We start from the raw sequence: 20,639 nt of genomic DNA on the forward strand, positions 1-20,639 counted from the left end.
GGCGGGTCGGCCACCGACCTCCCCGCGATAGGTTCGGGGCTCGGCGTACGCCGGTGGACGCCTAGGAGGCAGCAGTGGCAACGCACGACGCGATCGAGGTGATCACGGCAAAGCGGGACCGGCGCGAGCTCAGCGAGAGCCAGATCGACTGGGTGGTCGACGCCTACACCCGCGGGGACGTGGCCGACGAGCAGATGTCGGCGCTGGCGATGGCGATCCTGCTCAACGGGATGAGCCGTCGGGAGATCTCGCGGTGGACGCACGCGATGATCGCCAGCGGCGAGCGGATGGACTTCTCCTCGCTCTCGCGACCCACCGCCGACAAGCACTCCACCGGAGGCGTCGGCGACAAGATCACGCTGCCCCTCGCGCCGCTGGTGGCGGCGTGCGGCGTGGCCGTGCCCCAGCTCTCGGGCCGTGGGCTGGGCCACACCGGCGGCACCCTGGACAAGCTCGAGTCGATCCCGGGCTGGGAGGCGGCGCTGTCCAACGAGGCGATGCTGCGCCAGCTCGAGGAGGTGGGCGCCGTCATCTGCGCCGCCGGCTCCGGGCTGGCGCCGGCCGACAAGAAGCTCTACGCGCTGCGCGACGTGACGGGCACCGTCGAGGCGATCCCGCTGATCGCCTCCTCGATCATGAGCAAGAAGATCGCCGAGGGCACCGGTGCGCTGGTGCTGGACGTCAAGGTCGGCACCGGTGCGTTCATGAAGGACCTCGAGCGCGCCCGCGAGCTGGCCTCGACGATGGTCGAGCTCGGCCAGGACGCCGGCGTGCACACCGTCGCGCTGCTCACCGACATGTCCACCCCGCTCGGGCTCACCGCGGGCAACGCCCTCGAGGTGCGCGAGTCGGTCGACGTGCTCCAGGGCGGTGGCCCGGCCGACGTCGTCGAGCTCACCGTCGCGCTGGCGCGGGAGATGCTCGCCGGTGCCGGCGTGGACGACGTGGACCCGGCCGAGGTGCTCGCCTCCGGCAGGGCGATGGACACCTGGAGCCGGATGATCTCCGCGCAGGGCGGCGACCCCTCCGCGCCGCTGCCCGCGGCCCGGGAGACCCACGTGGTGCCGGTCCCCGCGAGCGGGGTGCTCACCCGCCTTGACGCGATGGCGGTCGGCATGGCCGCCTGGCGCCTCGGCGCGGGCCGGGCCAGGCAGGGCGCCTCCGTCCAGGCGGGCGCCGGGGTGGAGTGGCACGCGAGGCCGGGGGACCAGGTCACCGAGGGCCAGCCGCTGCTCACCCTGCACACCGACGAGCCGGAGCGCTTCGACCGGGCCCTGGCCTCGCTGGAGGGCGGCTACGAGGTCGCGCCCGCCGGGTCGGCGTACGAATCCGGGCCGATCGTGCTCGACCGGATCGGCTGAGCGCGCTACAAGCGGAGCAGTGCCGCGGTGAGGGCGGCGACGAAGACCACCACGATGAACGGCGCGCGCAGGAGCAGGGCGACGAGGGCCGCGCCGAGGCCGGCGAGGCGGGCGTCGACCGCGAGGACCTGTCCCTCGGGGGCCGGGGTGGCGAACACCTGTACGGCGACCAGCGCAGCCAGCAGCACGACCGGGAGCAGGTCGGCCGTACGCCGCAGCACCGGGTGCTCCAGCACGCGCTCGGGCACCGACATCCCGGCCAGCTTGAGCAGGTAGCAGCCCACGGCGCAGACCAAGACCGCCGCCCAGATCACGGCCGCCCCCCGGGGTCGGGCTCGGGGTCGGGCTCGGCCTCGCTCCCACCGGTGTCGTGGCCGATCAGGCCCAGGCCGAGGGCGACCACCCCCGCCGCCAGCACGGGCACGCCGGCCGGGGCCACCGGGACCAGGGACAGCGCGAGGGCGGCGCCGAGCGCGGCGGCGACCCGGTTGCGGGTGGTGGCCAGCCGCGGCCACAACAACCCGAGGAACGCCCCGCCCACGGCGGCGTCGAGGCCGAACCGGCGCGGGTCGCCGAGCTCGTCGCCGGCCAGCGCGCCCACCAGGGTGGCCAGGTTCCACAGCACGAACACCGACAGACCGGCCGAGAGGAACCCGGCCCGGGCGTGCTCGCGGCTGGTGCGGGTCACGGTCATCGCGGTGGACTCGTCGATCAGCACGTGCGCCGCGGCCGCCCGCCGCCAGCCGCGCCAGCCCAGCAGCGGCGAGACCTTCAGTCCGTAGAGGGTGTTCCGGGTGCCGAGGAGCAGCCCCGAGAGCGCGCCGAGGAACGGGTTCCCGCCGGATCCCACGACGCCGACGAGGGCGAACTGGGAGGCGCCGGTGAACACCAGCAGGGACAGCGCGCACGACTGCCACACGTCGAGGCCGCTCGCCACGGAGATGGCGCCGAACGAGATGCCGTAGGCCCCGGTCGCGACACCGACCGCGACGCCGTCACGCACGATCGTGCGCGTCGCGACGTCGAGTGCCATCGGCTGTGTCCGGGGTGGGCTCAGCCCTGGTCGACCAGGGCGGTGTGCAGGCGCACCTGCTTGACGGTGGTGCTCCCGTCGCCCATCAGGTCGAGCGTCCGGTGGGCGCCGTCGGGTCCCCAGCCGGCGCTGGTCAGGAAGGTGCGGGTGGTGTCGTCGACCGCCTGGAGCCAGGTCACCGCGAGCTGGAACCGGTCCGCGACCAGGGTGTCGATCCCGGCCTGGAGCAGCCGTGACCCGTGGCCGGCGCGCCGCTTGTGCGGGTCGACCGTGAGGTCGCTCAGCTCGCCCACGCTGATCGGGTCGCAGTCGGGGTCGGCGGCCGGGCTGGTGACCACGAAGCCGGTGACCAGGTTGCGCTCCAGGGAGACCAGCACCCGGTTGCGGGCGTCGGCGGGCCGGCCCAGTGCGCCGCGCCAGCCCTCGGCGAGCTCCTCGGGGTCGAGCGAGGCGAGGACCTCGGCCGGCAGCAGGTCGGCGTACGACTCACGCCAGGCGCGTACCTGCACGGCCGCGATGGCGGGGGCGTCCTCGGCCCAGGCGATTCGGGCGGAGACGTCGGCGCTGGTCATGGTGACCATCCAACCACCGGTGCTCAGCCCGCCAGCCGGTCGGTCGGGCGTACGCCGCGCAGGCCGGTGACCTCGTCGAGCCGGGCCTCGGCGTCGCTGAGCACCAGGGCTGCCGCGGTGCTCGCCAGGAACCCGCCCACGGCGACGACCGCCCATCCCGGCCGGAAGGAGTCGCCGAGCGCCAGCACGCCGGCCAGCGCCGGCAGCACGGTCTGCAGCAGCACGAGCGGGGCGCTGGCGGCGATCACCGAGGTGCGCCGCATCGCCACCGAGTAGAGCCAGAACCCGAGCAGCCCGAACAGGCCGATGCTCAGCACCGGGGCGAGGGTGAGCCAGCTCCAGCTGGGGTCGACGAGGGCGCGGGTGCCGACGGGGGAACCGGCGTAGGCGACCCCGCCCAGGCACCCCAGCCAATAGCCGGCGCGCGGACCGTGCAGCCGCAGCGCCACGACCGAGAGCAGCAGGGTCAGGGCCAGCACGGCGTAGAGCACCCCGATGTCGCCCGGACCGAACCGGTGGTTGCCCACGGGACCGGAGGCCACCGCGAGCAGCGCCAACCCGCCCACGAGCACGCCGATCGCGACCCGGTGCCGCGTGGCCAACGGCTCCCCGAGGGCGCGGGTCGAGACCACGGCGGTGACCGCGAGCGAGGTCGAGATGCCCACCTGGGCGAGGTACAGCGGCACCGTCGCGATGGAGACCGCGTGCAGCAGCCAGCCCGCGACGTAGACCAGCGCGACAACGCCCGTCCGGACCGAGATCAGCGGGCCGGATCGAGCCGCGACCGCCTGCATCACCGCGCCCACGCCGAACAGCAGCGCGGCGAGCAACGCCGCGACCAGTCCGACCACCATGTCGGCCAGCCTCGCACGTACCCCGCGGCGGTAGGTTGTCCGCATGCAGGCCTACCTCGACCTCCTCCGCCGGATCCTCGACGAGGGCGTCGAGAAGTCCGACCGCACCGGCACCGGGACCCGCAGCGTCTTCGGCCACCAGATGCGCTTCGACCTCTCCGAGGGCTTCCCGCTGCTGACCACCAAGAAGGTGCACACCCGCTCGGTCTTCGGCGAGCTGCTGTGGTTCATGCGCGGCGACACCAACGTGAAGTGGCTCCAGGACCGCGGCATCAGCATCTGGGACGAGTGGGCCGACGCCAACGGCGACCTGGGCCCGATCTACGGCTACCAGTGGCGCTCGTGGCCGGCGCCCGACGGTCGGCACATCGACCAGCTCGCCCAGGTGGTGGAGCAGATCCGCAGCAACCCCGACTCGCGGCGCCACATCGTCTCGGCGTGGAACGTCGCTGACATCCCGGAGATGGCGCTGGCCCCGTGCCACACCATGTTCCAGTTCTACGTCGCGCCCTCGGAGGGCGGCGGGAAGCTCAGCTGCCAGCTCTACCAGCGATCGGCCGACGTGTTCCTCGGCGTGCCGTTCAACATCGCGTCGTACGCCCTGCTCACGCACATGGTCGCCCAGGTCACCGGCCTCGAGGTCGGCGACTTCGTGCACACCTTCGGCGACGCCCACCTCTACCTCAACCACCTCGAGCAGGCCGAGCTGCAGCTCACCCGGGAGCCCCGCCCGCTGCCCACGCTGCACCTCGACCCGTCGGTCACCGCTCTCGACGGCTTCGACCTCGAGCACATCAGCATCGAGGGCTACGACCCCCACCCGGTCATCAAGGCCCCGATCTCCGTATGACGCGCCCCGCAGAGCCAGGGCAGCCCGTGCGGCCCGGCGAGGTCCGCGTGGTGCTGGTCGCCGCCCGGGCGAGGAACGGCGTCATCGGCCGCGACGGCGGCATCCCGTGGAGGATCCCGGCTGACTTCGCGCACTTCAAGCGCGTCACCGTCGGACACCCGCTCGTCCTGGGACGGACCACGTTCGAGGGGATCGGCAAGCCGCTGCCCGACCGGCAGAGCATCGTGGTCACCCGCAACCCCGACTGGTCGTACGACGGGGTGCTGGTCGCGCGATCGGTCGAGGAGGCGATCGCGATCGGCGCGGACCTCGACGACGTGGTGAACATCGGTGGGGGAGCGGGCGTCTACCGCGACGCGCTGCCCCTGGCCACCGACCAGATCCTCACCGAGGTCGACCTCGAGCCGGACGGCGACATCCGCTACCCGGACTTCACCGAGCTGGAGTGGCACGAGACCCGGCGCGAGCGCCACCACGACAACGACCCGCCCTACGAGATCCGCTGGCTGGAGCGAGCCCTCTAGAACCCGCCCCCTACGGTGGGCGCATGGAACTGCGTGTGTTCACCGAGCCCCAGCAGGGCGCCACCTACGACCAGCTCCTCCGGGTCGCACGAGCAGCCGAGGACCTCGGCTTCGGGGCGTTCTTCCGCTCCGACCACTACCTGGCGATGGGCGGGGACGGTGGTCCCGGCCCGACGGACGCGTGGACGACGCTGGCCGGCCTCGCTCGAGAGACAAGCACGATCCGGCTCGGCACGCTGATGTCCTCGGCGACCTTCCGGTTCCCGGGCCCGCTCGCGATCCAGGTCGCCCAGGTCGACCAGATGAGCGGCGGCCGGGTGGAGCTCGGCCTCGGCGCCGGCTGGTTCGCCGAGGAGCACGCGGCCTACGGCATCCCGTTCCCCGACACGCGCGAGCGCTTCGACCGGTTCGAGGAGCAGCTCGCGCTGATCACCGGTCTCTGGGCCACCCCGGAGGGGGACCGGTTCTCCCACTCGGGGGAGCACTACACGCTGACCGACTCGCCCGCGCTGCCCAAGCCGGTGCAGCGGCCCGGCCCGCCGGTGCTCATCGGCGGGACCGGGAAGCGGCGTACGCCGGCCCTCGCGGCCCGGTTCGCGGCGGAGTTCAACCTGCCGTTCGCCTCGGAGGAGGTGACCCGGGCCCAGTTCGCCCGGGTGCGGGCCGCCTGCGAGGAGATCGGGCGCGCTCCCGAGGAGCTGGTGTACTCCAACGCCCTGGTGCTGTGCTGCGGCGCGACGGATGCCGACGTACGCCGGCGTGCCGAGGCGATCGGCCGCGACGTCGACGAGCTGCGCGAGACCGGGCTGGCCGGCACGCCGGCCGAGGTGGTCGACCGGATCGGTGTGTTCGCCGAGCTGGGCGCCCAGCGGATGTATCTCCAGACCCTCGACCTCGACGACCTCGACCACCTCGAGCTCGTGGCCGCGGAGGTCCTGCCCCAGCTGTGATCAGCGTGAGCACCTGGGACAGGACTCCGGGCGAGGGCTAGGAGGGTCAGACCGGGCTAGGCGAGCGGGCGGCCCTCGGAGTCGGGGATCTTGCGGAGCAGGATCAGGACGAAGTCGATCAGCTGCCACACGCCGCAGCCGCCGAACGTGAGCAGCTTGAGGACCCCGAGGCCGGTGTAGCCGAGGAAGAACCGGTCGATGCCGAACATGCCGAGGAACCACGAGAGCAGCACGGTGACCAGCCACTCGCGGTGGGAGAACAGCCCGGGGAGCTGCCTGGCGGGGAACCAGCCGCCCGCGGACTGCTCGCGGACCTGCGCGTCGCTCTTGAGCTGACCGGTCAGCGCCATCTGGCGCAGCTGCTCGAAGCCGTAGGGGCCGTACTCCTGACCGAGGTGGGCGAGCATGAACGCGCCGCTGACCGCGGGGGCCTGGCCGTACTGCTGCTGGCCGTACTGCTGGCCGTAGCCCTGGTCGTAGCCGGAGCCCTGCCCGTACTGCTGGCCGTACTGCTGGGTCTGGTCGGGCTGCCCGTACTGCTGGGTCTGGTCGGGCTGGCCGTAGGGCTGGCTCTGGTCGGGCTGGCCGTACTGCGGGGCAGGGTCGGGCCGCTGCTGGTCGTCACTCATGGCGAGGAATATATGTCGGACGGCGGCCTGCGAGCGCCGCCACCACGCGGGCTCACCGCGCCGGATAACCTGTGGACATGAGTCTGCCTGCTGCGCCCTACGGGCGCCTGCTCACTGCCATGGCGACGGCGTTCACCGACGACGGTGCGGTCGACCTGGACGGGACCGGTGCGATCGCGGACCACCTCATCCGGCACGGCAACGACGGAGTGGTCGTCAGCGGAACGACCGGGGAGTCGCCCACGACCACGGTGCCCGAGGACGGCGACATCCTGCGAGCCGTCAAGGACGCCGTGGGCGACCGCGGCCGGGTGATCGCCGGGGTCGGGACCAACTCCACCTCCCACTCGGTCGAGCTCGCCGTCCAGGCCGAGAAGGTCGGGGTGGACGCGGTGCTGCTGGTGGCGCCGTACTACAACAAGCCGGGCCCGGCCGGGATCCTGCACCACTTCACCGAGGTCGCCCGCGCGACCAGCCTGCCGGTGATGCTCTACGACGTGCCCGGACGCACCGGCCAGGCGATCGCGATGGAGACCTACGAGGCCGCCGCGAAGCTGGAGACCGTCACCAGCGTCAAGCACGCGACCGGCAACCCGGTTGACACGATCGTCCTGCGCCAGCTCGGTCTCGACGTCTACGCCGGCGACGACGGCCTGCTGCTGGGCTACCTCGCGCACGGCGGCTGCGGGCTGGTCTCGGTGGCCGGCCACGTCGCGGGGGACCTGCTGCGCCAGGTGATCGAGCAGTACGACGCGGGCGACCACGAGTCCTCCCTGGACACGTTCACCCGGCTGCTGCCGGTCTTCGCCGCCGTCATGGGCGTGCCCAACTACGGCGCCACCACCGCCAAGGCAGCTCTCCAGCTGCTCGGCGTGATCGAGAACCGCAACGTGCGGGGCCCCCTGGTCCCACTCGACGACAACGAGGTCGCGGCCCTGCGTGCCGCGCTCCTAGGAGCAAACCTGCTGTGAGCCATCCCCACCCCGAACTGTCCGCACCCCCGGCACTGGCGAAGGGCGGGCTGAGGGTCATCGCCCTCGGCGGCCTGGGCGAGGTCGGCCGCAACATGACCGTCTTCGAGTACGACGGGCGCCTGCTGATCGTCGACTGCGGGGTGCTCTTCCCCGAGGAGAACCACCCGGGCGTCGACCTGATCCTGCCCGACTTCGACGCGATCCGGAGCCGGCTCGACGCAGTGGACGCGCTCGTGCTGACCCACGGCCACGAGGACCACATCGGTGCCGTCCCCTACCTGTTGCGTGAGCGCAACGACATCCCGCTGGTGGGCTCCCAGCTGACGCTGGCCCTGCTGGGGCCGAAGCTGCGCGAGCACCGCATCAAGGACGTCCAGCAGTCGATCGTCGCCGAGGGGGACCGGATCAGCTTCGGCCCGTTCGACCTCGAGTTCGTCGCGGTCAACCACTCGATCCCCGACGCGCTCGCCGTGGCGATCCGCACGCCTGCCGGCATGGTGCTGCACACCGGCGACTTCAAGATGGACCAGCTGCCGCTCGACGGCCGGATCACCGACCTCCGTGCGTTCGCGCGCCTGGGCGAGGAGGGCGTGGACCTGTTCCTGACCGACTCGACCAACGCCGAGGTGCCGGGCTTCACCACCTCGGAGAAGGACATCGCACCGGTGTTGGACCGGGTCTTCCACACGAGCGAGAAGCGGATCATCGTGGCCTGCTTCGCCTCGCACGTGCACCGCGTCCAGCAGGTGATGGACGCCGCTGCCGAGCACGGCCGCAAGGTCGCCTACGTCGGGCGCTCGATGGTGCGCAACATGGGCATCGCCCGTGACCTGGGCTACCTCGAGGTGCCGCCCGGGCTGCTGATCGACGCGAAGGCGACGGCTGACATGCCGCCGGAGAAGGTGGTGCTGCTCTCCACGGGCTCGCAGGGTGAGCCGCTCTCTGCGCTGGCCCGGATCGCCCAGCGCAACCACCACTTCGTGAACCTCGAGAAGGGCGACACCGTGGTGCTGGCCTCCTCGCTGATCCCCGGCAACGAGAACGCGGTCTACCGGGTGATCAACGGGCTGGCCCGCGGCGGCGCGAACGTGGTGCACAAGGGCAACGCGCTGGTCCACGTGAGTGGTCACGCCAGCGCCGGTGAGCTCCTCTACTGCTACAACATCGTCAAGCCCCGCAACGTGATGCCGGTGCACGGCGAGATCCGGCACATGCTGGCCAACGCCGAGCTCGCGCGGGCCACGGGGATCGACCCCAAGCGGGTCGTCATCGCCGAGGACGGCGTGGTGGTCGACCTGGTCAAGGGCAAGGCCGCGATCACCGGCAAGGTCGACTGCGGCTACGTCTTCGTCGACGGCAGCTCCGTGGGGAACCTGACCGAGAGCTCCCTGAAGGACCGCCGGATCCTCGGTGAGGAGGGTTTCATCTCGGTGATCGTGGTGATCGACTCCCAGACCGGCAAGGTGATCAGCGGGCCCGAGATCCACGCCCGCGGCTTCGCCGAGGACGACACCACCTTCGACGAGATCAAGGACCCGATCATCGCCGCGCTCGACAAGGCGGTGGCCGAGGGGGTCAACGACGCCTACCAGCTCCAGCAGACCGTCAGGCGGGTCGTGGGGCGCTGGGTGGGCGGCAGGCTCCGTCGCCGGCCGATGATCATCCCGGTCGTCCTGGAGGCGTAGCCGGCGATCCCGACGCCCCCTTCCGGGACAGGTTTTCGGACGGAGAAGCCGATCCGGGGTCCGGACAGGGGGCGGCCGACCCGCCATGTGGGATAAAGCACCGACGGAAACGGGCGAATCGCCCTAGAATCGCGTGAGACCAAACAACTGGTCCCACCTGAACTGTGTCCACGGGGGCCCGCCCGATGCAATTGACAGAGTCTCCTCGCGCAGAGGGGATCCGCCGACTCTATGAGCTGATGCTGCGCGTCAACTCTTCGACGGACCTGTCAGAAGTGCTGGACGAGATCGCGCGCGGGGTCGTAGAGGTGCTCGGCTACGGCATCGCGGCGATCGCCCGGCTCGAGGGCGACACCTTCGTGATGACCACGGTGGCCGGTCCGGAGGAGGTCCGCGAGCAGATCATCGGGCGGCGTACGCCGGTGGCCTCGATCTTCAACGAGTTCGCCCAGGCCGACGAGTGGGGGGTGCTCCGCTTCGTCCCGCACGACCGGATGCCCGACGCGCTCGAGGAGTCCGCGTGGGTGCCCGACTTCGAGCCCGGGGCCAGCGCCGACGCCTGGCACCCCCTCGACGCCCTCTACGCCCCGCTCTACTCCGCGACCGGGCAGCTGCTCGGCAACATGTCGGTCGACCTGCCTCCCGGCAACAGGGTCCCCAATCGCGAGGAGCGCGAGCTCCTCGAGATGTTCGTGGTCCAGGCGGGGCTGGCGATGTACAACGCCCAGCAGCGCGAGCGCCTCGGCGACCAGGTCCGGATGGGCGACATGCTGCGTGCGGTCTCCTCGGCCGGCCAGCTCGCGGAGCTCGACCTCTCCCTGCGCGAGGCCGCCCAGGCGATCGCCAAGCACCTGCAGACCGAGCGCCTGTGGATCCGGTGCTTCCCCTCCGGCGACCTCGGCCAGGTCGAGCAGTCCGCGGCGTACCCGCCCGACGACCACGAGTCCAGCCGCGAGCTCGTGGCGGTCAAGAGTCTCCTGGCCAAGCGCGCCTGGGAGCTGGGCCGGCCCGTGGTGATCGAGTCCAGCGACACCTGCCAGCTCGACGAGAGCCTGCAGGACGACCAGCGTCGCCTGGTCCGGGCCCTGGTGGAGGAGAACGAGGGCTACAGCCTGATGTTCGCGCCCGTGGCCGTGGGCCGCGAGCTGCTGGGCTACGTGCTGCTGACCCGGGACCTGATGCTGAGCACCTGGACCCAGGAGCAGCAGGAGGCGGTGATGGAGGTCGGCCGAGCCCTGGGCCGGGTGGTCCTCAACGCGCGCCTCTACGACCGGGAGCGGCACCTGGTGGGGGAGCTGCAGGAGCTCGACCGCTACAAGGGCGAGCTGATCGCCACGATCTCCCACGAGCTGAAGACCCCGCTGACCTCGATCATGGGCCACATCGAGCTCCTCGACGACCTGGACACCGGGATCGGGTCCGTGGAGGCCATCTCGCGCAACGCCGACCGGCTCGACCGGCTGGTGCAGAACCTCCTGAACTACTCCCAGATCCAGGACAAGCGCGAGACCGTCCGAGTGCCGGTGGACCTGCGCACCCTGGCGGAGGAGAGCGCCGAGCTGATGGCGCTCCAGGCCGAGCGCGGCCGCGTCACGCTGAGCCTCGAGCTCCCCGACGAGCCGGTGATGGTCACCGCCGACCCCGACGACCTGGGCAAGGTCGTGGACAACCTGGTCAGCAACGCGGTGAAGTACAGCCGCCCCGGTGGCTGCGTCGACCTCGCCGTGGGCCGCGACGACCGGCACGCGTGGCTGCGCTGCGCCGACACCGGGCTGGGCATCTCCGCGGCCGACCAGGTGCACCTGTTCTCGGCCTTCCACCGCTCCAGCAACCCCGAGGCGTTGTCCATCCCCGGCACGGGCCTGGGGCTGGCGATCTCGCGCCGGGTCGCGCACATGCACGGCGGTGAGATCCAGGTCTCCTCCGAGCTCGGCGTCGGGAGCACCTTCCGGCTCCGGCTGCCCCTGCTCGGCGAGAGCCCCGCGAGCTGAGACACCGCCGTCGGCGCCGTGGAGGGCGGGACGGCTCGAGTGACACCGGTCGCTGTGCGGCGTGTGACGCAAGGGACGGATGAGGTGTTCGGGGTAGATTCGCACCATGGCGACCCGTACGTCTTCCCCGCCGGCGTCGCGTAGCAAGAGCTCTCCAGCCCGCAAGTCGGCGCAGGGGAGCTCGACCTCGCGAACCCGGTCCACGGGAAGCAAGTCAGGGCGAAAGCCCGCAGCACGCTCCACCGCGTCCTCCAAGAAGGGGGCGCGGCCCGCGCCGCGTGCGGTCCGCAACGGGCCGGGACCGATCGCCCGGATCTTCATGGCGATCGCGCGGGTGCTGATGACGGGCTGGCTGGCGCTCGCCCACGCGGTCGGAGGCGGCGTACGCCGGATCGGGCACACCGCCGGCGAGCTCGAGCCCGAGCACCGCCGCGACGGGGCCGGCCTGTTCCTCCTCGGGGTGGCACTCGTGGTCGCCGCCTCGGTCTGGTGGCAGCTGCCCGGAGGGATCGGGGAGTTCACCCGGACCGTCGTGGCCGGCTCGGTCGGCCTGCTGGCGTGGTTCGTGCCGCTGCTGCTGTGCTTCGTCGCCTGGCGCAACCTGCGCGACCCCGAGACCAACGGACCCGCCGGCCGCCAGGCGATCGGCTGGACCGCGCTGCTGTTCGGCCTGCTGGGCATCGTGCACATCTCCAACGGTTCCCCGACCCCCAAGCTCGGCGACACCGCGCCGCTGCAGCAGGCGGGCGGAGCCATCGGGTTCGTCGTCTCGAAGCTGCTGATGGACCTGCTGCAGACCGCCTACGTGGTGGTCCCGCTGCTCGTGCTGCTGGCTGTGTTCGGGCTGCTGGTGGTCACGGCCACCCCCGTCTACCAGGTCCCCGCCCGGCTCCGTGAGCTCAGCGAGCGGATCATGGGCCACCACCCCTCCCAGGAGGAGGCCGACCTGGCGCCGGAGTCCAAGGCGGGCCGCCGCAAGCGGGTCGACGACGAGATCGACCCCGAGATGGGCGACCCGGCGTACGACTCGCCCGTGCTCGACCCGCAGAGCATCGAGAAGCGTGAGCTCGGCCGCCGCAGCCGCAAGAAGCAGGAGCCGGTCAGCGACCAGAGCAGGGACGAGGACATCGACCTCGACCTCACCGGCCCGGTGGAGGAGGTCGCCGGCCCCGCCGCGAAGGAGACCCTCGAGCCGCCGCCGCACAGCCCCCTGCCTGCCCGGGTCGAGCAGCTCTCGCTCTCCGGCGACATCGCCTACTCGCTGCCCGACAGCGAGGTGCTCAAGCCGGGCTCGGTGCACAAGGCCCGGTCGAAGGCGTCCGACGCCGTGGTCTCGCGCCTGACCCAGGTGCTCGAGGAGTTCGACATCGACGCCCAGGTCACCGGCTACACCCGGGGCCCGACCGTCACCCGCTACATCGTCGAGCTCGGTCCCGCGGTGAAGGTCGAGAAGATCACCGGCATCGCGAAGAACATCTCCTACGCGGTGGCCTCGGCCGACGTGCGGATCCTCAGCCCGATCCCGGGCAAGTCCGCGGTCGGCATCGAGATCCCGAACCTCGACAAGGAGGTCGTCTCCCTCGGCGACGTGCTCCGCTCCAACGTCGCGCGCAACGACCACCACCCGATGGTGGTCGGGCTCGGCAAGGACGTGGAGGGCGGCTTCGTGGTCGCCAACCTGGCCAAGATGCCGCACCTCCTGGTCGCCGGTGCCACCGGCTCCGGAAAGTCCAGCTTCATCAACTCGATGATCACCTCGCTGCTGATGCGCTCCACGCCCGACGAGGTGCGGATGATCATGGTCGACCCCAAGCGGGTCGAGCTGAACGCCTACGAGGGCATCCCGCACCTGATCACGCCGATCATCACCAACCCCAAGAAGGCGGCCGAGGCGCTGCAGTGGGTCGTGCGCGAGATGGACATGCGCTACGACGACCTGGCGAACTTCGGCTTCCGTCACGTCGACGACTTCAACAAGGCGGTCCGCGCCGGGAAGGTCGAGGTCCCCGCCGGGAGCGAGCGGGTGCTCGCGCCGTACCCCTACCTGTGCGTGATCGTCGACGAGCTCGCCGACCTGATGATGGTCTCGCCGCGTGACGTCGAGGACTCGATCGTCCGGATCACCCAGCTCGCGCGAGCGGCCGGCATCCACCTGATCCTCGCGACCCAGCGCCCCAGCGTGGACGTGGTCACCGGCCTGATCAAGGCCAACGTGCCCTCCCGCCTGGCGTTCGCGACCAGCTCGCTGGCCGACAGCCGCGTGATCCTCGACCAGCCGGGTGCGGAGAAGCTGGTCGGGCAGGGTGACGGCCTGTTCCTGCCGATGGGCACCTCCAAGGCGGTGCGCGTCCAGGGGTCCTGGGTCACCGAGGCCGAGATCGCGCTCGTGGTCAAGCAGTGCAAGGACCAGCTCCAGCCGAGCTACCGCGACGACGTGACGGCACCGGCCGCGGCCAAGCGCGACCTCGACGACGACATCGGCGACGACATGGAGCTGGTGGTGCAGGCGATCGAGCTGGTGGTCTCCACCCAGTTCGGCTCGACCTCGATGCTGCAGCGCAAGCTGCGGGTCGGGTTCGCGAAGGCCGGCCGGCTGATGGACATCCTGGAGAGCCGGGGGATCGTCGGTCCGAGCGAGGGATCCAAGGCACGCGACGTGATGATCAAGCCGGACGACCTCGATGACGTGATCTCGAACCTCCAGGGAGAGCAGTGATGGGCGTTTCGGTTCGGCACAATTCGAGGCTGGCCGCCCTGGTGGCACTGGCCGCCGCGGTGATGACCGTCGCGTGGTTCTCGCGTGCGTTGCAGACCAGCGCCTGGACCGACTGGCTGTGGTGCCTGCTGGTGGCGGCAGTGGCGCTGCTGCAGCTCTTCGTCGTCCGCGACGGGCGCGCGCCGCTGATGGTCGCCGACGAGCTCGGCGTCCGCGTACGCCGCGGGGAGACCTGGAGCGGGCTGCGCTGGCAGGACATCGAGCACGTGGACGTGCAGGCCCCCAAGTCCTGGCTGCGTGACGGCCGGGTCGTGGTGCACCCGCGCACTCTGAGCGCGGAGGAGTCCCTGCTGCGGCAGTCCCTGGCCGAGGAGCCTGCGGCCGACGTCGACGGCACCGAGGCGACCGCCACCCCGCGCAACGACCTGGCACAGGCCTACGTGCTCCCGCTGGCGCGCACCACCAAGGTGGACTTCGACGGGCTCAGCGGCGACCTCGCCGCTGACCTCGACTCCCTGGCCAGCGGCCGGGTGCCGGTCATGGTGCTCACCCGGATCGAGCCGGAGGCGCCCGCCGAGGAGGAGGTCGCCGACGCAGAGAGCGTCCCTGAGCGGGCCGGTTCCGCACGCGCCCGCTTCGCGACCCTGCGCGCCCGGGTCCAGAGTGCCGCCGCGAACAGGAACGCAACCAGCAGGTCCGTGGACGCCGAGACCGCGGATGCCGAGACTGTGGCCGCCGACCCGACCGACGTGCAGACCGCCGACCCCGAGACCACGACGCCGGAGCCGGCTGCGGCCGAGGTGGCCGACCCCGCTGCCAAGGCACCGCACACGGCAGCCGACGAGCACCAGGACGTGGAAGACGACCGGGAGCAGGAGGAGTTCACCCCGGTCGCGCCCGCCCGCGAGCCCCGGCCCGCAGCCCGGGTCGAGGTGGTCCTCGACTCGGTGCGGATGCTGCCGGACCCGCCGGCCATCCCCTCCCAGCGCTCCGCGCAGAGCCCCGTCGTGGTGGCGAAGGTGGACGACTACACCGCAGCCGCCGCCCCGCGGCCGGCCGAGAACGCGATGATCGGCCCGATCATCGCGGCCGCGCGCCACCGCACCCGGCTGAGCATCGACGGCCTCAGCGAGCGCACCAGGATCCGGCCGCACGTGCTGGAGTGCATCGAGATCGACGACTTCGAGGCCTGCGGCGGGGACTTCTACGCCCGCGGCCACCTGCGCACGCTCGCGCGGATCTTCGGTCTCGACCCGCAGCAGCTGCTCGACCTCTACGACGAGCACTACGCCCGTCCCGAGATCGAGGCCAAGCAGGTCTTCGAGGCGGAGCTGGCCACCGGCATCGGCGGCGGCGTACGCAGCACCTACACCGGACCGCGGTGGAGCCTGCTCGCCGCGAGCGTGCTGGCCCTGGCCAGCATCTGGGGGATGGCCCGGGTCTTCAACGACACCCCGCAGGAGCTCGTCAGCCCGGCGCCCAACGTCGTGGACGCGGCCGGCCTGGCCACGTCCGAGACGGAGAAGGCTCCGAAGATGACCCTGGCGACCCTCGAGGTCGCGGCCAAGGGCAAGAGCCCCCAGGTGGTGATCCGGGACCGTGACGGACGGATCCTGTGGGCCGGCAAGCTCGCCGACGGCCAGCGCCAGCAGGTCATCGGACTGGCTCCGTTCGACGTGACCGCAAGCGTGGGGGAGGCCGTGAAGGTGTCCTTCCTCGGCAAGCCGAAGGGTGCCGTCGGCGACTCGCAAGCGGCTGCGAGCAAGGAGTTCGGCTGAGCCGGTGCGCCGGGACGTTCGCTCCGAGCGACCCAGCCTGCGCTTTTCGTGATGTGGCGGCCTGTCCGTCATACTCGAACGGCCCATGAATGCATCTGCTGACTCCCTGACCAGTCCATCCCTGCCCCCGACCACCGTTGCGATGGTGACGTTGGGCTGCGCCCGCAACGAGGTGGACTCCGAGGAGCTCGCCGGACGTCTCGAGGCCGGGGGCTTCCTGCTCGTCGAGGACCCCGCGGACGCCGAGACGGTGGTGGTGAACACCTGCGGCTTCGTCGAGGCGGCCAAGAAGGACTCGGTGGACACGCTGCTCGCGGCCGCCGACCTCAAGGGCGCCGACGGGGAGGCGGCCACCACCAAGGCCGTCGTCGCGGTGGGCTGCCTGGCCGAGCGGTACGGCGCCGAGCTGGCCACCTCGCTGCCCGAGGCCGACGCGGTCCTGGGCTTCGACGCCTACCCCGACATCGCCGGGCGGCTGCGCTCGATCCTCGCAGGGGACACCCAGCACCCGCACACCCCGCAGGACCGCCGCAAGCTGCTGCCGATCTCCCCGGCCGAGCGCGCCGGAGCCGCGGCGTACCAGCCCGGTCACGGCGAGCGCAGGCGCCTGGACGCCGGCCCGATGGCCCCGCTGAAGCTCGCCTCGGGCTGCGACCGGCGGTGCACGTTCTGCGCCATCCCGATGTTCCGCGGCTCGTTCGTCTCCCGGCGTCCCTCCGACGTCCTCGCCGAGGGGCGCTGGCTGGCCGAGCAGGGCGCCCGCGAGCTGTTCCTGGTCAGCGAGAACTCCACGTCGTACGGCAAGGACCTCGGCGACCTCCGGCTGCTCGAGACGATGCTGCCCGAGCTGGCCGCGCTCGACGGGGTCGAGCGGGTGCGGGTCTCCTACCTCCAGCCCGCCGAGACCCGGCCGGGCCTGGTGACCGCGATCGCGAGCACCCCCGGGGTCGCCGCCTACTTCGACCTGTCCTTCCAGCACGCCTCCAACCCGGTGCTGCGGCGGATGCGCCGCTTCGGCGACTCCGAGCAGTTCCTCGGCCTCCTCGAGCAGGCCCGCGCGCAGGCGCCCGAGGCGGGAGCGCGCTCCAACTTCATCGTCGGGTTCCCCGGCGAGACCGAGCACGACCTCGAGGTCCTGTGCGACTTCCTCAGCGAGGCCCGGCTCGACGCGATCGGGATCTTCGGCTACTCCGACGAGGACGGGACCGAGGCGGAGGGCTTCGAGGGCAAGCTGGACGAGGACGAGATCGCCGAGCGGGTCGCCCACGTCACGGCGCTGGCCGAGGAGCTGACCGCCCAGCGGGCCGAGGAGCGCATCGGTGAGCAGGTGGTGGTGCTCGTGGAATCCCTGGACCACGACGAGGAGACCGGCGAGCTCGTCGCCGAGGGCCGCGCCGCGCACCAGGGGCCGGAGGTCGACGGGTCCACCACCCTGGAGTCCGTCTCTCCCCGGGTCCGGGTCGGTGACATGATCGCGGCGCGAGTCATCGCCTCCGACGGGGTCGACCTCGTCGCGATGGCTGAGGAGGTGTGATGAGCGAGCCGGCCCGGGTGAGCAACTGGAACGTCCCGAACGCCCTGACGACCCTGCGCATCGTGATGGTGCCCTTCTTCGGCTGGGCGCTGCTGCACGACGGCGGCGACAGCATGCTGTGGCGCTGGGTCGCCTTCGTGCTGTTCGTGGTCGCGATGATCACCGACAAGGTCGACGGGGACATCGCCCGCAAGCACAACCTGATCACCAACTTCGGCAAGATCGCGGACCCCATCGCCGACAAGGCGATGACCGGGATGGCCTTCATCGGCCTGGCCGTGATCCACGACTTCGGGCCGGCCTGGCTGTGGTGGACGATCACGGTGGTCGTGCTCACCCGCGAGTGGGCGGTCACCTTCGCCCGGCTCTCGATCGCCCGCGACGTGGTGATGCCGGCCAAGCAGAGCGGCAAGGTCAAGACCGTGATGCAGGTGGTCGCCCTGGCGGGGTTCGTGGCTCCCTTCGGACACCTGACCGGCGTGCTCGAGGTCCCCGGAGACCTGCTCTGGTGGGCCGCCGCGGTCGCGATGGCCATCGCCGTGGTGCTGACGATCACCTCCGGCGTCGAGTTCGCCCGCGACGCCGTCCGGCACCGGCGCGGGTCGCCGGCCGCCGCACCGCGTCAGTCGCCCTCGGCTCGCTGACGGTCTCGGTAGGCGCGGACGTTCTCGCGGTTGCCGCAGCCCGACTCGCAGAACCGGCGTGACCGGTTGCGCGAGAGGTCCACGACGAGGTCGTCGCAGTCGTCGGCCGCGCAGGTCTTCAGGCGGTCGAGTTCGTCGCTGCGGATCACGTCGATGAACGCCATCGCCGCCTCCACCAGCATCCGCGTGGCCAGCGGCGCGTCCTGCGGCACCGCGTGGATGTGCCAGCCGATGCCGTCGTGGTCGACGAGCTGGGGGAGCGCCTGCGCCTGGTCGAGGATCTCGTTGACCGCGGGCACCAGGGACGACTCCTCGAGCCCCCACAGCCCGCGCAGCCGTGGGCGCAGCCGGCGGACCTCGTCGAGCTCGGCGAGATCGCCGGCCCGACCGCCGGACCAGCCCTGCTCCTCGAGAAACCGCATCAGGTCCGCCGGGCTGCCGAGCGTGTCCTCGCCCGACCCGCGCCCGGGACCGGTGTTGACCAGGGCCGCGGCGGCCGAGAGCGCGATCTCGGTGTCATGGGCAAAAGTCACTTTGACTCCTGACGTCTCATCTCCCTAGAGTAGCGGTAACGAGTGTCCCCACGTTTTGGTCCTGACAGGCGGTCCCACATGTCCACGCGCAGTACCGGGGTCGGCATCGTGATCGCGCTGGTCTCCGCAGCCACCTTCGCCACCTCCGGCCCCTTCGCCAAGTCGCTCCTCGAAACCGGCTGGACGCCCGGCTCGGTGGTCTTCCTGCGCATCGCCGGTGCGGCGCTGCTGCTCCTGGTGCCGACGCTGTACGCGCTCGGCGGCCGCTGGCACCTGCTGCGCCGCGGCTGGAAGCAGCTGGTCGCGTTCGGGCTGGCCGGGGTCGCGGTCCCGCAGGTCGGGTTCTTCTACGCCGTCCAGCACCTCTCGGTCGGGGTGGCGCTGATGCTGGAGTACCTCGGCCTGGTGCTGGTCGTGGCCTGGCAGTGCCTGGTGGCGCGGCGGCTGCCGGGGAAGGCCACGCTGATGGGCATCGTCCTGGCGCTGGTGGGCCTCGCCCTGGTGCTCGACGTGTTCGGCGGCGTCCGGGTGCACCCGGTCGGGGTGGCCTGGGGCCTGTTCGCGGCGATGGGGCTGGCGTCGTACTTCCTGCTGTCGAGCCACACTGCCGCGCAGCCGTTCCCGCCGATCGTGCTGGCCGGTGGCGGGATGGTCGTCGCGACGCTCGCCTTCGCCGTGCTCGGGCTGACCGGGGTGCTGCCGATGACCTTCGGGAGCGCCCCCGCGCAGTTCTCCGGCTGGTCGCTGCCCTGGTGGGCCTCGGTGGTGGAGCTGGCCGCCGTGGCCACGGTGACGCCGTACCTCACCGGGATCGTCGCGAACCGGCTGCTCGGCGCCAAGCTCGCCTCGTTCGTGGGCCTCTCGGAGGTCATGTTCACCGTGCTGTGCGCCTGGCTGCTGCTCTCGGAGCTGCCCCGGCCGGTCCAGCTGGTCGGCGGCCTGTTCATCCTGGCCGGCGTGGTGGTGGTGCGCTCCGAGGAGCAGGGGAGTCCCGGCGGCCGCGGGACCGAGCCGCCGCTAGCGGTTGAACCGGGCCTGACGCTCGGCGAAACGACGGTCGGCGACCATGCGGTAGTGCCGGACGATCGGGTCGAGCTCGGTCGCGACGACGTCGTTGTGCCGTAGCACCAGGGTCGTCCCGTTCGCCCGGTGGAGCAGGACGGCCCAGTACGACGTGCGCGGGTTGCCCACGACGTCGACCGCCTGGAGCGCGTCGGCGAGGTCGAAGCGCTCGAGCCCGCTGAGGTTGTGGATCGTGAGCACGGATCCGTCGAGGCTGACGGCCTGAGGGGTGCTCGCGATCAGCACGCCCCACAGGACCACGACCACGGCCAGGCCGACGACCAGCGAGACCAGGTGGTCGGGGGTGCTGGTCTGGGCGTACCGGACGCCGAGCGCGGCAGTGCCGAGCACCGAGAACCCCAGTGCGACCGCGGCCAGGGTCCGCGGCAGGTGGCTGGCCCTCCACTGACCCGACTGCGGGACCGCCGGCTGCGTCTCCTGCCGCTCGGCGGCGTGCTGGCCGACGTGGCTACCGAAAGCCTGCGCCGAAGCCCGCGCCGAATCCCGGGCCGAATCCTGGCCCGAATCCTGGGCGGGCGCCTGCTGGGGCGCCGGGGTCGGTGCGAACTGCCTCGGTGCGGACGGCGTCGGTGCGATCGGGGCCGGGATGATCGGGGCCGGGGCGACCGGGGCCGGCGCGAACGAGGCCGGTGTGGGTGCGAACGAGGCCGGTGCCGCCGGTGCGGCCGGGGCCGTCGGCTCGGCAGTCACGTCGTTGGCGGGACGCTTCTGGAACGGGATCAGCGGCAGCGGTGCTCCCGGGGCGCGGTGCTTGCCCGGTCCGCTCGGCGCCGGCAGGCCCGGGCGGGTACGCCGGATGAGGGTGCTGCCCTCGGCGCTCGCCACGTCGGCCTGGCGGTCCTGCTCCTGCTCGTTGCGGTGTCGCATTCTCGTCCCCCGGTTTGCTTGAAAGGCGGTGCGCGGCGGGTGGTCTCGCCGCGGGAACAGT

The 20,639-nt window shown here is 71.8% G+C and carries 19 protein-coding genes; 12 read left to right on the forward strand and 7 right to left on the reverse strand.

What is annotated here, in order from left to right; translation table 11 throughout:
• Positions 1-74 precede the first annotated feature (74 nt).
• Positions 75-1,361, forward strand: coding sequence for a thymidine phosphorylase (locus AC4BGC_RS04420; protein WP_490554532.1), 1,287 nt, complete (start codon positions 75-77; stop codon positions 1,359-1,361).
• A 5-nt stretch (positions 1,362-1,366) separates the two neighbouring features.
• On the opposite strand, the gene AC4BGC_RS04425 is transcribed toward AC4BGC_RS04420, so the two are convergent.
• Genes AC4BGC_RS04425 through AC4BGC_RS04440 form a run of 4 tightly spaced genes read right to left on the reverse strand, consistent with a single transcriptional unit; the run spans position 1,367 to position 3,865 of the window.
• Positions 1,367-1,675, reverse strand: coding sequence for an AzlD domain-containing protein (locus AC4BGC_RS04425; protein ID WP_490554533.1), 309 nt, complete (start codon positions 1,673-1,675; stop codon positions 1,367-1,369).
• Complete coding sequence (locus tag AC4BGC_RS04430; protein ID WP_490554535.1) at positions 1,672-2,394, reverse strand: AzlC family ABC transporter permease; 723 nt, start codon at positions 2,392-2,394, stop codon at positions 1,672-1,674. The genes AC4BGC_RS04425 and AC4BGC_RS04430 overlap by 4 nt, the downstream gene beginning before the upstream one ends.
• Positions 2,395-2,414: 20 nt before the next feature.
• A complete protein-coding gene (locus AC4BGC_RS04435) occupies positions 2,415-2,966 on the reverse strand; it encodes a GNAT family N-acetyltransferase (RefSeq protein WP_490554536.1) in 552 nt (183 codons plus the stop codon).
• 23 nt (positions 2,967-2,989) lie between these two features.
• The gene (locus tag AC4BGC_RS04440) at positions 2,990-3,865 is read right to left on the reverse strand and encodes a hypothetical protein (RefSeq protein ID WP_490554538.1); all 876 of its coding nucleotides are present in this window, start codon (positions 3,863-3,865) and stop codon (positions 2,990-2,992) included.
• Here AC4BGC_RS04440 and AC4BGC_RS04445 point away from each other — a divergent pair.
• Genes AC4BGC_RS04445 through AC4BGC_RS04455 form a run of 3 tightly spaced genes read left to right on the forward strand, consistent with a single transcriptional unit; the run spans position 3,864 to position 6,144 of the window.
• Positions 3,864-4,670: a thymidylate synthase gene (locus tag AC4BGC_RS04445; protein ID WP_490554539.1), complete on the forward strand. Its 807-nt coding sequence runs from the start codon at positions 3,864-3,866 to the stop codon at positions 4,668-4,670. The genes AC4BGC_RS04440 and AC4BGC_RS04445 overlap by 2 nt on opposite strands.
• Positions 4,667-5,194, forward strand: a complete 528-nt coding sequence (locus AC4BGC_RS04450) for a dihydrofolate reductase (protein ID WP_490554540.1) — start codon at positions 4,667-4,669, stop codon at positions 5,192-5,194. Before AC4BGC_RS04445 ends, AC4BGC_RS04450 begins: the two co-directional genes overlap by 4 nt.
• A 23-nt stretch (positions 5,195-5,217) precedes the next feature.
• Positions 5,218-6,144 (forward strand): LLM class F420-dependent oxidoreductase, encoded by a 927-nt coding sequence (locus AC4BGC_RS04455; RefSeq protein ID WP_490545792.1) that lies wholly within the window; start codon positions 5,218-5,220, stop codon positions 6,142-6,144.
• Between the two features lie 56 nt (positions 6,145-6,200).
• Here AC4BGC_RS04455 and AC4BGC_RS04460 read toward each other — a convergent pair whose 3' ends face one another.
• On the reverse strand, positions 6,201-6,773 hold the full coding sequence (locus AC4BGC_RS04460) for an NINE protein (RefSeq protein WP_490554541.1): 573 nt from the start codon (positions 6,771-6,773) through the stop codon (positions 6,201-6,203).
• A 77-nt stretch (positions 6,774-6,850) separates the two neighbouring features.
• On the opposite strand from AC4BGC_RS04460, the gene dapA reads away from it, so the two are divergent.
• The 7 genes from dapA (at position 6,851) to pgsA (ending at position 18,095) form a co-directional block, all read left to right on the forward strand.
• On the forward strand, positions 6,851-7,744 hold the full coding sequence (gene dapA, locus AC4BGC_RS04465; RefSeq protein WP_490545789.1) for a 4-hydroxy-tetrahydrodipicolinate synthase: 894 nt from the start codon (positions 6,851-6,853) through the stop codon (positions 7,742-7,744).
• Entirely contained in the window at positions 7,741-9,432 is a 1,692-nt protein-coding gene (locus tag AC4BGC_RS04470; RefSeq protein WP_490554542.1) for a ribonuclease J, read from the forward strand. The genes dapA and AC4BGC_RS04470 overlap by 4 nt, the downstream gene beginning before the upstream one ends.
• A gap of 239 nt (positions 9,433-9,671) precedes the next feature.
• Positions 9,672-11,423 (forward strand): ATP-binding protein, encoded by a 1,752-nt coding sequence (locus AC4BGC_RS04475; RefSeq protein ID WP_490545786.1) that lies wholly within the window; start codon positions 9,672-9,674, stop codon positions 11,421-11,423.
• Between the two features lie 106 nt (positions 11,424-11,529).
• Positions 11,530-14,139, forward strand: a complete 2,610-nt coding sequence (locus AC4BGC_RS04480) for an FtsK/SpoIIIE family DNA translocase (protein ID WP_490554543.1) — start codon at positions 11,530-11,532, stop codon at positions 14,137-14,139.
• On the forward strand, positions 14,139-15,917 hold the full coding sequence (locus tag AC4BGC_RS04485) for a helix-turn-helix domain-containing protein (RefSeq protein ID WP_490554544.1): 1,779 nt from the start codon (positions 14,139-14,141) through the stop codon (positions 15,915-15,917). The genes AC4BGC_RS04480 and AC4BGC_RS04485 overlap by 1 nt, the downstream gene beginning before the upstream one ends.
• 85 nt (positions 15,918-16,002) lie before the next feature.
• Entirely contained in the window at positions 16,003-17,451 is a 1,449-nt protein-coding gene (gene rimO, locus AC4BGC_RS04490; RefSeq protein ID WP_490545780.1) for a 30S ribosomal protein S12 methylthiotransferase RimO, read from the forward strand.
• Entirely contained in the window at positions 17,451-18,095 is a 645-nt protein-coding gene (pgsA, locus tag AC4BGC_RS04495; protein ID WP_490554545.1) for a CDP-diacylglycerol--glycerol-3-phosphate 3-phosphatidyltransferase, read from the forward strand. Before rimO ends, pgsA begins: the two co-directional genes overlap by 1 nt.
• Here the strand turns inward: pgsA and AC4BGC_RS04500 are convergent.
• Entirely contained in the window at positions 18,074-18,628 is a 555-nt protein-coding gene (locus AC4BGC_RS04500) for a CGNR zinc finger domain-containing protein (protein ID WP_490554547.1), read from the reverse strand. The two genes, pgsA and AC4BGC_RS04500, sit on opposite strands and share 22 nt — an antisense overlap.
• Before the next feature lie 78 nt (positions 18,629-18,706).
• Here AC4BGC_RS04500 and AC4BGC_RS04505 point away from each other — a divergent pair, with 78 nt between their 5' ends.
• Complete coding sequence (locus AC4BGC_RS04505) at positions 18,707-19,753, forward strand: EamA family transporter (protein WP_490554548.1); 1,047 nt, start codon at positions 18,707-18,709, stop codon at positions 19,751-19,753.
• On the opposite strand, the gene AC4BGC_RS04510 is transcribed toward AC4BGC_RS04505, so the two are convergent.
• Positions 19,646-20,578 carry a hypothetical protein gene (locus AC4BGC_RS04510; RefSeq protein WP_490554549.1) on the reverse strand — a complete coding sequence of 311 codons (933 nt, stop codon included), beginning with the start codon at positions 20,576-20,578 and terminating at the stop codon, positions 19,646-19,648. The genes AC4BGC_RS04505 and AC4BGC_RS04510 overlap by 108 nt on opposite strands.
• Positions 20,579-20,639 lie beyond the last annotated feature (61 nt).

Source organism: Nocardioides sp. Z38_18 (genome assembly GCF_058215695.1).

Excerpts from the sequence above, each read along its gene's own strand:
- rimO (WP_490545780.1), top strand. The coding sequence starts at position 16,003 with ATGAATGCATCTGCTGACTCCCTGACCAGTCCATCCCTGCCCCCGACC.
- AC4BGC_RS04505 (WP_490554548.1), top strand. The coding sequence starts at position 18,707 with ATGTCCACGCGCAGTACCGGGGTCGGCATCGTGATCGCGCTGGTCTCC.
- AC4BGC_RS04460 (WP_490554541.1), bottom strand. The coding sequence starts at position 6,773 with ATGAGTGACGACCAGCAGCGGCCCGACCCTGCCCCGCAGTACGGCCAG.
- AC4BGC_RS04475 (WP_490545786.1), top strand. The coding sequence starts at position 9,672 with ATGCTGCGCGTCAACTCTTCGACGGACCTGTCAGAAGTGCTGGACGAG.
- pgsA (WP_490554545.1), top strand. The coding sequence starts at position 17,451 with ATGAGCGAGCCGGCCCGGGTGAGCAACTGGAACGTCCCGAACGCCCTG.
- AC4BGC_RS04485 (WP_490554544.1), top strand. The coding sequence starts at position 14,139 with ATGGGCGTTTCGGTTCGGCACAATTCGAGGCTGGCCGCCCTGGTGGCA.
- AC4BGC_RS04480 (WP_490554543.1), top strand. The coding sequence starts at position 11,530 with ATGGCGACCCGTACGTCTTCCCCGCCGGCGTCGCGTAGCAAGAGCTCT.
- AC4BGC_RS04430 (WP_490554535.1), bottom strand. The coding sequence starts at position 2,394 with ATGGCACTCGACGTCGCGACGCGCACGATCGTGCGTGACGGCGTCGCG.
- AC4BGC_RS04445 (WP_490554539.1), top strand. The coding sequence starts at position 3,864 with ATGCAGGCCTACCTCGACCTCCTCCGCCGGATCCTCGACGAGGGCGTC.
- AC4BGC_RS04435 (WP_490554536.1), bottom strand. The coding sequence starts at position 2,966 with ATGACCAGCGCCGACGTCTCCGCCCGAATCGCCTGGGCCGAGGACGCC.
- dapA (WP_490545789.1), top strand. The coding sequence starts at position 6,851 with ATGAGTCTGCCTGCTGCGCCCTACGGGCGCCTGCTCACTGCCATGGCG.
- AC4BGC_RS04510 (WP_490554549.1), bottom strand. The coding sequence starts at position 20,578 with ATGCGACACCGCAACGAGCAGGAGCAGGACCGCCAGGCCGACGTGGCG.
- AC4BGC_RS04450 (WP_490554540.1), top strand. The coding sequence starts at position 4,667 with ATGACGCGCCCCGCAGAGCCAGGGCAGCCCGTGCGGCCCGGCGAGGTC.
- AC4BGC_RS04455 (WP_490545792.1), top strand. The coding sequence starts at position 5,218 with ATGGAACTGCGTGTGTTCACCGAGCCCCAGCAGGGCGCCACCTACGAC.
- AC4BGC_RS04440 (WP_490554538.1), bottom strand. The coding sequence starts at position 3,865 with ATGCGGACAACCTACCGCCGCGGGGTACGTGCGAGGCTGGCCGACATG.